The sequence below is a fragment of the Bremerella volcania genome, from assembly GCF_007748115.1.
Classification (GTDB): domain Bacteria; phylum Planctomycetota; class Planctomycetia; order Pirellulales; family Pirellulaceae; genus Bremerella; species Bremerella volcania.
Genome location: NZ_CP036289.1, coordinates 1,862,873 through 1,875,133, shown reverse-complemented (window position 1 = coordinate 1,875,133; position 12,261 = coordinate 1,862,873). Strand labels below are relative to the sequence as shown.

General features: G+C 57.4%; 14 protein-coding genes. All 14 read right to left on the bottom strand.

The features are described 5' to 3' along the window. Positions 1 to 2 precede the first annotated feature (2 nt). Positions 3 to 752 carry a 2,3-diphosphoglycerate-dependent phosphoglycerate mutase gene (gene gpmA, locus Pan97_RS07660; RefSeq protein WP_144971520.1) on the bottom strand — a complete coding sequence of 250 codons (750 nt, stop codon included), beginning with the start codon at positions 750 to 752 and terminating at the stop codon, positions 3 to 5. A gap of 85 nt (positions 753 to 837) precedes the next feature. Next, the gene (malQ, locus tag Pan97_RS07655) at positions 838 to 2,727 is read right to left on the bottom strand and encodes a 4-alpha-glucanotransferase (protein WP_144971519.1); all 1,890 of its coding nucleotides are present in this window, start codon (positions 2,725 to 2,727) and stop codon (positions 838 to 840) included. A gap of 88 nt (positions 2,728 to 2,815) precedes the next feature. Further along, entirely contained in the window at positions 2,816 to 3,529 is a 714-nt protein-coding gene (locus tag Pan97_RS07650; RefSeq protein ID WP_241676368.1) for a phosphohexomutase domain-containing protein, read from the bottom strand. Further along, positions 3,517 to 4,212 (bottom strand): phosphohexomutase domain-containing protein, encoded by a 696-nt coding sequence (locus Pan97_RS07645; protein ID WP_165698654.1) that lies wholly within the window; start codon positions 4,210 to 4,212, stop codon positions 3,517 to 3,519. Before Pan97_RS07645 ends, Pan97_RS07650 begins: the two co-directional genes overlap by 13 nt. 30 nt (positions 4,213 to 4,242) lie before the next feature. Continuing rightward, positions 4,243 to 4,452 carry a dodecin gene (locus tag Pan97_RS07640; RefSeq protein WP_144971516.1) on the bottom strand — a complete coding sequence of 70 codons (210 nt, stop codon included), beginning with the start codon at positions 4,450 to 4,452 and terminating at the stop codon, positions 4,243 to 4,245. Positions 4,453 to 4,483: 31 nt separating this feature from the next. After that, positions 4,484 to 5,569 carry a site-2 protease family protein gene (locus Pan97_RS07635; RefSeq protein ID WP_144971515.1) on the bottom strand — a complete coding sequence of 362 codons (1,086 nt, stop codon included), beginning with the start codon at positions 5,567 to 5,569 and terminating at the stop codon, positions 4,484 to 4,486. 74 nt (positions 5,570 to 5,643) lie between these two features. Beyond that, positions 5,644 to 7,242, bottom strand: coding sequence for a cation:proton antiporter (locus Pan97_RS07630; protein WP_144971514.1), 1,599 nt, complete (start codon positions 7,240 to 7,242; stop codon positions 5,644 to 5,646). Positions 7,243 to 7,413: 171 nt separating this feature from the next. Continuing rightward, positions 7,414 to 8,742, bottom strand: coding sequence for a glutamate decarboxylase (locus Pan97_RS07625; protein ID WP_196782313.1), 1,329 nt, complete (start codon positions 8,740 to 8,742; stop codon positions 7,414 to 7,416). 96 nt (positions 8,743 to 8,838) lie between these two features. Next, positions 8,839 to 10,194 carry an amino acid permease gene (locus tag Pan97_RS07620; RefSeq protein WP_144971513.1) on the bottom strand — a complete coding sequence of 452 codons (1,356 nt, stop codon included), beginning with the start codon at positions 10,192 to 10,194 and terminating at the stop codon, positions 8,839 to 8,841. Positions 10,195 to 10,225: 31 nt separating this feature from the next. Then, the gene (locus Pan97_RS07615) at positions 10,226 to 10,651 is read right to left on the bottom strand and encodes a ferritin-like domain-containing protein (RefSeq protein WP_144971512.1); all 426 of its coding nucleotides are present in this window, start codon (positions 10,649 to 10,651) and stop codon (positions 10,226 to 10,228) included. Positions 10,652 to 10,730: 79 nt separating this feature from the next. Beyond that, the gene (locus tag Pan97_RS07610; RefSeq protein ID WP_144971511.1) at positions 10,731 to 11,093 is read right to left on the bottom strand and encodes a SpoIIAA family protein; all 363 of its coding nucleotides are present in this window, start codon (positions 11,091 to 11,093) and stop codon (positions 10,731 to 10,733) included. Between the two features lie 28 nt (positions 11,094 to 11,121). After that, entirely contained in the window at positions 11,122 to 11,331 is a 210-nt protein-coding gene (locus Pan97_RS07605; RefSeq protein WP_144971510.1) for a hypothetical protein, read from the bottom strand. 36 nt (positions 11,332 to 11,367) lie between these two features. Then, on the bottom strand, positions 11,368 to 11,706 hold the full coding sequence (locus tag Pan97_RS07600) for a BON domain-containing protein (protein WP_144971509.1): 339 nt from the start codon (positions 11,704 to 11,706) through the stop codon (positions 11,368 to 11,370). 34 nt (positions 11,707 to 11,740) lie between these two features. After that, entirely contained in the window at positions 11,741 to 12,256 is a 516-nt protein-coding gene (locus Pan97_RS07595; RefSeq protein WP_144971508.1) for a general stress protein, read from the bottom strand. Between the last annotated feature and the right edge of the window lie 5 nt (positions 12,257 to 12,261).

Below are 12,261 nucleotides of genomic sequence, written 5' to 3'. Positions count from 1 at the left end.
GACTACCTTTCGAGCAAGGTTTGATTCGCGACGCCTTGCGCGGCCTTTCGGGCTGCTTCCGGGTCGCCCAGGTAGAATTTTTCAATTGGCGTCAATTGGCTATCCAGCCGGTACACCAAAGGGATTCCCGTGGGGATATTCTGCGCCACAATTTCCTCTTCAGACAGGTCATCCAAGTATTTAACCAGGGCGCGGAGGCTGTTGCCGTGTGCCACGATCAAGATTCGCTTACTTTGCAGAACTTGCGGTGCGATCGTTTCGCGCCAATATGGCAGAAACCGGTCGAGCACATCTTGCAGGCATTCGGTCTGTGGAATCTCCGCCGGCGAGAGATGGGCGTAGCGGCGATCGTGCGCGGGAAAGCGCGGGTCGTCTTCGGCCAACGCCGGCGGCCGCACTTTATAAGAACGCCGCCAGAGGTGGACCTGTTCCGCCCCTTCCTTTTTCGCCGTGTCCGCCTTATTCAATCCCTGCAGTGCACCGTAGTGCCGTTCGTTCAATCGCCAATGCCGGACGACCGGCAACCACATCTGGTCGGTTTGGTCTAGCACGATCCACAGCGTGCGAATCGCACGCTTCAGGACCGACGTGAATACAGCGTCAAATTCGTAGCCTCCTTCATTTAGCAAACGGCCTGCTTGGCGTGCCTCATCGGCGCCCTGCTCGCTCAGATCCACGTCGGTCCAGCCGGTAAATCGATTCTCCAGATTCCACTGACTCTGTCCGTGGCGTAGCAACACGAGTTGGTGCATGATCTTTATTACCAGCCTGTATTTTTTGTATACGCGGAAAATTGTCCGCCGATCAAGTCAGAGTTCCAATGAGAAACTCAGTCGCTTACATTTCGACCCTCCTCGTTTCTCTTCGGTCTTTTGTCAGCATGTTGGCGATAGTTTGGGCCAGAGGTAACAATGTCAATTCATCAAGAGTTGCAGGCAGTGCCAATGACCAATTGGGACGTTGATCCGCTGTACCGGGCAGGTTGGGGCGTTGTTCGACGCTCAGTGCATCTTCCAGCGTTGCCAACAACAGGGCCGATGGCGCTTGGCCAAGCAAGCGATAAGCAGCTTCGATCGCCTCATCAATCGAAGCGTCGTCGCGAAGGCCCGCTAAATCTGCAAACCGTACACGGACCTCACCCAATTCAGCCGCAGCGGCATCCATTCCCAGCGAACCAAGTTCACTGGCGTCTTCGCCGCTCCATAATCCGGCAACCGTTGGCAGGTCGTGTGTGGTCGCCGCGGCCACCGAGCGGGTGGGATATTGCGCGGGCGGATTGGGGTCGAACCACAATAGCCGATACGTAAGGGCAGACCGCAACGCGAGTTGCTCGCGCATTCCCGTTGGCACGGTTCCCAAGTCTTCGCCCAACACCCATGTGCCGGCACGATGGCTTTCCAACGCCAAAATGGACATCAGGTCATCGGCTGGAAAACGGACATAGGCTCCGTGGGCCGGGTCGCACTCGCCAGGGATCCAGTACTGGCGAAACAAGCCCATGACATGATCGATTCGCAATCCTGCGGCGTGTCGTAGCGCTGCCCGGACGGTCTCGATGAAAGGCTGGTAATTGGCGGCTTGCAGCTTGTGCGGCACCAACGGCGGCAAACCCCAGTCCTGGCCGTCGGGATTGAAGTCGTCCGGCGGCGCTCCGATTGAAACACCGTCGGCCAGCAGGTCTTGCCAAGTCCAGGCATCAAATCCTCCGGGGCCGAATCCGACCGGCAAGTCGTGAATCAGAGGTAGCTCGGACGCTGCCACCTCTAACTGGCAGTCAAGCAGCCACTGAAGCCACTTGTGAAATTGAACTCGCGGCCGATGTTTTTCCGCAAAACGATCGACTGCCGCGCTGTCGGAGCGTCGAAATTCCGCTGGCCAGGAACGCCAATCCCCATGGAACACTTCGGCCAGCGCGCAATAAGCGCCGAATTGTTCGAACGACGAAGATTGTTCGTCGCAGTAAGCCCTAAATCGCGACTGGTCGAACCCCCGGGACCAGACGCATTGGAGAGCTGCCATCTTGTCGCGAAACACCGCATTGCGATCGATCCGCTGCTCGTTGTTTCTCAGCGTAGCTTTGGCAGCCAGTCGTTTCAGTGTGTCGCTAATCTCGGCCGCGCCGGGCACGAGTTCCACGCGAAGGTAGATCGGATTTCGAAAGCGCCGGCTGCTCGGATAGTATGGACTGGACTGTTGTGGTGTAACCGGTGCGACGGCATCTAACGGTCCGATCGACAACAATCCGGCTCCAGTGTCACGTGCCCAGCGCGCCAAGTGCCTCAAGTCTGCGAGGTCTCCGATTCCCCAGCTTTTTTGCGACCGCACAGAGTAGAGCTGAATCGCCCAGCCCCAGGTATGCAGCGATTCATCTACAAAACAGTTCCTGGGGCATATGATGGCAAGCCGTGGGGCAGCTCCACTTGTTGGTTCGAAGCGGTGGTAGCCCAACGGCAGATCAGGCGGCAGCGACTTGTCGACACGGACGGTCGCGACATCTTCCAAAATCAACCGCCCCGGTCCGTTCAATCCGGACACCGTCCCGCGGCGAATGACCAGCGGACCAGACAACCTCGTATTAGCTTCTTCGCAAGCCGACCCACCCATCGCCTCCAGCAAGGCCTCACGCGTGCCCTGTGATACGGAATGGTGGTGCCCCGTTCCATCGGTGAATTCGGCCAGGATTGGGCACGCCGCGTCTTCGTTTTGAGGCTGTCCTGTCGATGTCATGAATTTTGGCCTGTGGCGGACGGAGACCGTTTCGACATCGTGGCTGCAAATCCCGTACCCAAAATTGGTGCGTGTCACGTTTCTTTTTTTAGTCAGCGGCTTTTTCGACTTCGTCGCTGATACGGTCAATTCGTGAGAATAACATCTTGCGTTCTTTTTCCAGGCGATCTTGGCGGCTGGCGCCAAGGTTGATCCGCAACAGAGGCTCCGTGTGCGAACTGCGAACGTTAAACCACCAATCGGGATAGTCGACGGACAGTCCGTCGAGATGGTCGATCTGCCCGTCGTGATAAGCAACTTCAAGCCCGTCAAGGACTCGGTCGCGATCGGGAACCTGTTGATTGATCTCGCCACTCGTGTAATACGTCTGGAAGCGCGCCAGCATTTCGGACAATGGCGCGTCACTGGCCGACACTAGGCTGATCAGCTCAATCAGCGTGCGGAGACCGTTATCGGTAAAGTACAGGTCGGAATAGTAGTAATGACCTGAGAGTTCGGCCGCGAAGAGCGCCTGTTGCTTGCGCATAGCCAGCTTGATGAATGCGTGGCCCACGCGAGTACGGATCGGGTTTCCACCCGCCTGCCTGATCAGTTCCGGCAAGGCCCGTGAAGCGCGAAGATCATAAAGAATGGTCGCTCCAGGATGGTCTTCGAGGAGACGCACAGCGATCAGTCCACCCAGCAGATCCGGTGGAACTACCTCACCACGTTCGTCGACTGCCACAGCCCGGTCGGCGTCTCCGTCAAATGCAATACCGAAATCGAGGTTGCGTGCAGTTACGATGTTCGCTAGCCGATCCAACGCTCCTTCTTCGAACGGATTGGAAGAGCGGCTTGGGAACATTCCATCAGGGTCAGACCAAGTCGCCATAGTTGGATTGGCTGCAGCGGTGAAAAGACGCTCTGCGTGTCGACGCTACCAGCTCCGTTGCCCGCATCCACGGCCACCTTTAAGGGCCGCCCAGGCTTGAGCCATTGCTGGAGATTGGCAACATACAAGGCCAGTGGCGAGCGGTATTCGACGACGTGGCTGATGGGTCGCCTCGACACGCTGGGTGGATTCGCTATGGCGGCCGCGATTTCTGGCAGTCCATGGACACCACTCAAAGGTTTGGCATCTCGCTCGCAGAGCTTCAGACCGTTGTATTCCGGGTGTAAATGGCTGGCCGTCACCACGACAGAACCGTCAAACTCGCCGGCCGCCCCGTACCAATAAACCATGGGCGTCGGGGCCAGGCCGATCTCGACGACTTGGTGGCCTTCCTCTCGGAGACCGACGCTCACCGCCTCGGCCAGCGCCGGAGAACTCAAACGAGTATCGTGGCCGATCAGAAAACGTCCAGACTCTTCCGGGCACAAGTAGTTTCCGAACGAGCCGGCGATCGCCCGTACATTACGACTGTCCAGGTTCTGACCGACTACGCCGCGAATGTCGTAGGCCCCAAAGATCCGTTCCGCGTTCGTTATTGACGACAGTGACTGCATGTTCATTCTCCATCGTGACGGGGCTAACGCTCACTCGTTCAGGGTGAACCCAATCTTGACCGTCACCTGCCAGTGCAAAACGCTGCCATCTTCGATCGTGCCCCGCGTATCGACAACCTCGAACCACCTCATGTTCTGCACGGTCTTAGCGGCTCGCGCGATGGCGATCTGAACGGCTTCTTCGATGGACGAAGTTGATGTGCCCGTGATTTCGATTTTCTTGTAGACATGGTCTGTCATGGCATTGTCCCTTTCATGATATGGAGCGATCTTACCTGTTAGCATCCCGTTGTTTGGCTCGCGTCATCAGCCACTCGCCGATATTATCTGCGGTGATGACACCGACAAGTTGGCCTTCGTTTACGACGGGAAACATCGCACAGTCGCCTTGCTGCATGCGTTCGAGCGTCTTGTCCAACGGCTCATCGTCCTCGATCGTTTCGCATTGCTGCCGCATGATCTCGTCCACGTGTTTGTCGCGGCCGTGCAAGGCGACCGATTTCAACAGATCGTTGCGTGGCAGGATTCCTAGCAATTGGCCGTCCTCGGTGACCGGAAAGCCCTGCTGGGATCCCGCCAGGATGTGGTCGACGGCATGCCCCAGTGTGTCGTTGCCCGACAGCACCGTAAACTGCCGCAGCATGGCATCACGCACCGGCACGCCCCGGATCATCGAACGGACATGCACCATCTGGGCCTCAGCCTGCGCGCCCATATAGACGAAGAGGGCAATGAACAGCAAAAACCAGTTTGAGAAAAAGCCGATCATGGCGAACATGATCGCGGTCATTTGGCCGACTTGGGCGGCAATGTCTGTGGCCTGCTCGAAACTCATACGAAAGCCCAGCAGCGCCCGCAGCACACGTCCGCCATCCATCGGGAATCCTGGCAACAAGTTGAACAATCCCAAAACCAGGTTGATCCACATCAAGCGGTCCAAGAAGGGTGCATCCGTCGCCCACATCGCACTCAACGGCGCAATACTGCCGCGACTCATCGCCACGCCGTAAAGAACGCCTGCGATGACAAAGTTGACTGCGGGACCGGCCACGGCCACCAGCAACTCTTTACGAGGTTCCTTGGGCATGTGCTCCAGGCGCGCCACGCCGCCAATCGGCAACAGCGTGATGTCGCGCGTCTTGATGCGAAATCGTTGCGCTGTCAGAGCGTGCCCCAACTCGTGTAACACGATACAGCCGAAAATCGCCAGCACGAAGCCGACGCTTTCCGCGACTCCCAGCGGTCCGGTTGGATCATTGAGGTGAATCAAGGCAATCCAGCCCAGCAACAGGAAAAACGTCCAGTGGATATAAATCCCAATGCCGGCGATCTGCGCCACTTTCAAGGACCATTTCATCGCGTTCATCCTATTGCCAGATTTTGTATGAGCGAAGGACGGTCTTCATCCGCGGCCGCTCGTGGCCTTCAAACTCAATTGGTCGCATTATCCTGGATTGGGTTGCCGCCTGGCAATCCGGCGGATTCCAATTCCAGGAAACGGGCGTTGATGTCGGCAAGCAGTTGGTTAAAGGCCTCATCGCCGATCGATCCATGTCGTCGCGATTCGATCGCCTCTTTTTTCTCGATTAAGAGCATACGACGCCTCAACTGGGCAACGTCCTCGCGGAGACGATCTACTTCGTCGAACTCCGCCTGGTCGAGCTCGGCGTGTGCCTCATCCAATCGTTGGCGATATTCGGCTTCGATCGCATCAAGTGCTTGGGAATCAACCCGGCTGCTGTGCCGTAGTTGGCCGATCCTGGAAAGCACGTCATTGGCTAATTGAATGCGGGTGCGGGAGACTTCATATGCGACAATTTTTTCGCGTCCGCCAATCACGCCGAGCCAGCGGGCGAGCGGCGTCATTGTCAAGCCTTGCACGAGGATGGTGAGAAGTACCACGCCGAACACTGCATTCACGATTACGTCGCGCAACGGCAAGTCCACTGGCAGGCTCAGGGCCAGCACCATCGAGAGTGCGCCACGCAAGCCGCCCCAAGTGAGAATGACGCTCCACGATAGGGGTATTCGGGCGCGAGTCATTGTGAGCAGCCCCGTTGTTCCAAAGACAACCAGTCCGCGAGCGAGCGTGACGACAAGATAGGCGATCAGGATAATCGGCCAAGCCGCCAAAAGTGTATCGATGCGGATCTGGAATCCCATCAGCAGGAACACCAATGAATTCAGGGCAAAACCGGCGTATTCCCAAAAGGTTTCTACGGCGACCCGTGTGGAAGGAGTCATTCCCGTGCGCGCGCCATAGTTTCCGCAGATCAGACCCGCCGCGACGGCACTGATCACACCCGAAAATCCGAGTTTCTCCGCCGCCAGGAATGATCCGTAGGCCGCGACCGTGGTGAGCGTAATCTCGACCATCGCATCATCAATCCTCCTTGTCATGAGCGAAACAAGCAAGCCGATGACGCCGCCGACGGCGACGCCGCCACCCACGACGAGGCCGAAATCGACAACCATCCGGCTCGCCGACGTGGGCGCGCCGGTCGCCAGTGCAAGGACCAGAGTAAAGAACACGATCGACGTGCCGTCGTTCAGCAGGCTTTCTCCTTCAATCAGCAAACGCAGTCTGCGGGGAGCACCAACTTCTTTGAACAACGAAACGACCGAAATCGGATCGGTTGCCGCGACCGCCGCGCCGAACACCAGGGAAAGTGCCCAGCCGATCCCGTGCAGTTGAGGGACTTCCGCGCTGGCAAAAACCAGCAATGCAGCAGTGATGCCGATCGACGCCGCGACACCGGGGATTGCCAGACCCAGGACTGCCAGGTGATCGCGCCACAGTCGTTCGAAATCAATGTGGAAGGCGGCCTCGAAGATTAGGCCGGGCAGGAAAACCAGGAACAAGACATTCTGAGTAAGTTGTGGTGCATCGAGCAACTGTAATCCGCCCAACGCAAGGCCCACAAGAATCAGCGCCACGGTATACGGCAAACGAAACTTACGTGCACCGATCGCGACCAAAGATGCGACAACAAAGAGCAGGACCACGACGGTTTCAGTTTCAGCGGTCATGTTTCAACCTTCAAAGCACTCGGTTTTCAAACGCCGCCGCAATTCAGGTCGAATACTACACCGCAATCGACCTCAACGTTGATTGTCGTCTAACAGTGCTTGTGTACCTTTGTGTTCGTGGTGGGCTTTGTTGGATTGTGCCCCGGTTGCTTTTCAAAACGTTCGACAGCGTCACGAATATCGCCCAGGAACATGTCCGCCATGTCGCGGCTGAAACCTTCGCGAATGCAGACGCGCAACACGGCGATGTCCTCGGCATCGGGCGGCATGGTATAGGCGGGCACCTGCCAGCCGCGTTCGCGTAGTTTTTCCGATAGATCGAACACCGTGTAATGTGTGCGGCCTTTCATCTCGAATGCGAACACGGGAATCGCACTGCCATCGCTGGCCAATTCGAACGGTCCTAGTTTGCCAATCTCTTCGGAAAGATACATCGCCGTGTCTCGCATCGCTTGCATGATGCGCGTATAGCCGGCGTCCCAGTCGCAGAAAGTTATAGTATTGGGCCACAACCTGATTTCCTGGCCGCGAAAAATTGAGCGTGAACGTCGGCATGTCGCCGCCCAGGTAGTTGACGTGGAAGATCAGTTCCCGCGGCAGTTCCGCCTCGTCCCGCCACACTACCCAGCAGACGCCCGGGTAGACCAAGCCGTATTTATGCCCCGAGACGTTGGTCGATTTCACGAGTGGTAAGCGGAAGTCCCATTTTAGATCGGGATCAAGGAACGGAGCGACGAATCCACCACTGGCGGCATCCACGTGAAGCGGGATCTCCCACCCAGTTTCGGCATTTCGTTTCATCAACGCTTCGTGGATTTGTTCGACCGGTTCGAACTCACCGGTAAAGGTCGTCCCCAGGATCGCCACGACACCGATCGTGTTCTCGTCAATGAGGTCAACCACACCTTCTGGTGTGATGGTGTAATGCCCTCGCTGCATGGGCACATATCGCGGTTCGACTTCCCAGTAACGGCAAAACTTTTCCCAGACGACCTGCACGTTGGCACCCATCACCATGTTCGGCCGGTCGCTTGATTTCCCCTGACGCTCTCGGCGCTGACGCCACTTCCACTTCAACGCCATGCCGGCCAGCATGATCGCTTCGCTCGATCCGATTGCGGATGCCCCAATCGCCTGGCCTTCTTCCGGTGCGTGAAAGAGTCGAGCGACCATGTTGATGCATCGCTCCTCGATCATCGCGGTTTGCGGATACTCGTCCTTGTCGATCATGTTTTTGGAAAACGACTCGGCCATCAGTTGCTCGGCCTCCGGCTCCATCCACGTTGTGACGAAGGTCGCCAGATTCAACCGCGCATTGCCGTCCAACATCAATTCGTCGTGAATCAGCTCGTAGGCCGTGCGGACCGCCATTTCGTTTTCCGGCAACTTGTATTTCGGAATCGGTTCTGTTAACGCGCGGCGCCCGTAGAGCGGTTGCAATACCGCATCGTCGTCTTTCAAGTTAGTCAAGTTAGTCAAGTTCTTCGGGTGCTTGAGCATGCTGAATACCCTATCTCTGCATTGCGGAATCTGTGTCGGTCGCCCACTCGGACTTGCGCAGCCCATAGATAATAAACGGAGGAGTGCCCATCAAAATCAGGGCGCCCAGTGTAAGAGGCCCATCCAGACGATCGCTGAGACGCCCGCCTGCGGAGCGTAAAAGACGCAAATGGTAAAGACCGCTCCGGCGATCGCCGTGCCGGCAACGCACCACATTCCCGAGTTGCCTCCCGGGACGCGATAGGCGCGCGGCGTGTCCGGTTGTGAATATCGCAATCGAATCGCGGCGGCAAACATCATGATGTACATCAGCAGATAGATTTGAGCGGTCGCCGCCATGAGCAGCGTATACGCGGTCTCCACTGACGGAATCACCATAAATACCAGCGACAGCACGGTTACGATCGCAGCTTGCACCAACAAGATATGCGTTTGCATACCGCTGCGATTCGTCTGTTGAAAAAAGCGAGGCAAGAAGCCGTGGCGACCGACTGCCAGCAGTCCTTTGCTGGGGCCCGGAACCCAGGTCGTCACTTGTCCAAACAGACCGAAGGCGATCAGGACGGCGGCCAAGTGAACGAGGCCGGGAAGATCGTGTTGCTGCTGAACGATCTGCACCATCCGCATCACGCCCGTCTCGGCGTCAATTCCCGCGGGCGGTATCACGATGATCAGTGCCGTCGTTCCGACGATCGCCAGCCCCAAGATGACCACCGTCGCGATCAAAATCGCGCGCGGATAATCCCGTTGTGGATTGCGGACTTCCTGGGCGTGGCTGGCCGGCATTTCCATGCCGACAAAAGAAGTCAGCAGCATCGAAAGCGCCAAAACCATCCGCGAGGGGTGGCTAACGTCAGGCAACAGCGAATGGGCCGAGAGGACAAGCTGCGTCCCGTCGCTACGTGGCAAAGCCTTAAGCCACCAGACCGCTCCGAAACCGATCAAGACGATCGCCGGCAACAGCGTTCCGACAATGACGCCCAACGTACTGATGAGACTGGATGCCTTCAAACCGCGAAAGTTCACCAGCGTGCTGGTCCAATACGCCGCCAGCACCACCGCCACGATGTAGAGGCAGTTTTGTGCCAATTCGGGGTGCAGCGCGTAAGCCAACGTGGAGGCTGCAAACGAAAGTACGACCGGATACCAAACGACGTTTTGAATCCACTGCAGCCAGATTGCCACGAATCCCCATCTCGGTCCGAATGCCTGCCGCACCCAGTTATGGACTCCGCCTGCCTGGGGGAAACCGGTCGCCAACTCGGCCGAAACCAAGGAGATGGGAATCATGAAGACGGCCGCGACAAACAGGCAGTACGTAATCGAAGACAGGCCGTACTCGGCCATCGCCGGCAGATCGCGGAGCGTCGCGATGGCCGCGACATTGAGCATCGACAAGGCGAACACACCCAACTTGTGTGGCGTCCGAGGTGCTCGGCTTGGATCGGGCATGATCGCATCTTAGCTGCTGGACAGCGTCTCGTTAGAGCGGCCAATCGCGCAGCATGCGTTCGGTTTCTTCCAGGTGCCCGGACTCGTCGCGGATCATGTCTTCCAGTTGGACGGCCAGGCCCTTGTCGCCGAACGCCTCGGCGTCTTTTGCCCGCTGCGTGTAGTCGGCCGCGGCTTTGCCCTCGTCGGCAACAATGGCTTCGAGCATTTCGCGGTCGGACGCGGCTTTCTTCACGGGGCGCGGCGTGGTCGTCGGTTCGCCACCCAGGGCAACGATTTTGTTCGCCAGGAATTGAGCGTGCAATTGCTCGTCGGCCACCTCCGTCAGAAAAAACTGCGCCAACTGCGGGCGATAGGGACCGGTGGCTTTGGCCGCATAGGTAATGTACTGAATGATGGCGCTCAACTCGCCAGCCAAATCTTCATTCAATCGATCGATAAGTTCTTGCTTGTCCATGTCGGATCCTTTCAATTTGCAGGCCTTCCGGCGTGCGGGTTTGTGAGCGTAAGTTCGAGGGTACGATTCTTTCAGTGATTCAATCCTCGGTGATCCATTTGCGGGCCTCGTCGATCTTTGAAGCGTCGAAGTAGTGCATTTTCGCCATCGTGAAGGGACGGCAGAAAACGGCCATGCCGTGTTCCCACTTCGTCTCGCCGACGATTCCCAGACGTTCGATGTGGGTGAAGTGCTTTAGACCAAACTTGGTATCTTCCCACATGGCGCCTGCCGACCAGCCATGGAAATCGTGCATTACGAACAGGATTCGGATCTTGCCGTGCTCCTTGATCAGCTTGTCCGTCGCCGGCACCAACTGTCCGTAGTCTTCCTTGGTCAACTTGCCGGTCACATCGACTTCCATGACCTTGCCGACGATGGTGATGTCGATTTCTTTGTACATGATAAATTCCCTTTACGGTTTGCTTTGGTTATTCGGCCGGAGCTTCCACGTCTGACGGTTCGGGGCCGGTCGCGGGCCCCAGCGACTCGTCCATTGTCAACAAATAGACGGCCATGCCCAGTAGCATCAGCAGCACGACGGTCCACGTTCGCCAATCCTTGTGCAATCCTCTGGCTGCTTTCTGATGCTTCTTGTTGCGCTCATGGTGCGCATGGTCATGTTTATGATTCGAGTTCATCTGAAGAACACCTCGCTTTGAAAGCACGCATCCCGGTCACTGCGTGGCATCGGGACTCGCTTCGTCATTTTGGTAGGATGGTACGTCCACAACAATCTCGTCGATGACTTGCTCCACGCCGTCAATCTTCTTCACTTCCTCGATGACAATACGTCGCGCTTCGTGTTCTGAAACGGGTCCGCTGAGTGTCACGACGCCGTCTTCGACCGAAACCTCAATCTTGCCAGTATCTACATCGACAATCGCTCGGAGCGTCTCGACCACTTGCTCCCGGAGCTCGTCGTCGTCGGCCATTCGATCGGGGATGAAGAACAGACCGACTCCGATGAGCACCGCCACAGCGACAATCACCCCGTGGGTTGGCTTGATCCGCATCGGTCTTCCTTCCCTTTGACATTTTCAACGAGATTCATTGCGCGTGGACAGCGATAACTCCGATCCCGGCGTCGGTCAGCACATCCTTGGCCCGGATCACCTCGCCGGAGTTGCCATGCACAAGCACGAGCGACTTGCCGGCCTTCAACTCCTTCTCGTAAGTCGCCAGGTGCTCTTTGGAAAATGCCAGATGCAGCAGGCCAGCAAACACGGCTTCGATGCCGGCCAATCCGACGGAACCTTCGAGGCCGCCCACGATCATGCTCAACAACGGGCCTCCAAGCATCAGCGGCCCGATCCCCGGCACAAACAGGAAGCCGGCCCCAGCCAGCGCGCCCATAATCCCACCCCAAACGGCGCCTTGCCCGCCCCAGAACCCCATTTGCTCGCCAGTGGTCAAGTAGCCGTGAACGTGCCTGTCCTCCGGGTGGTCTTTGCCAATTACTGAGATGTGAGAGGCGTCAAACCCGGCATCGAGCAACGAATCCAGCACTGATTGAACCTGCCGGTGGTCCTCGACAATGGCGATGCAAACACTGCGGTCACGCATGACAG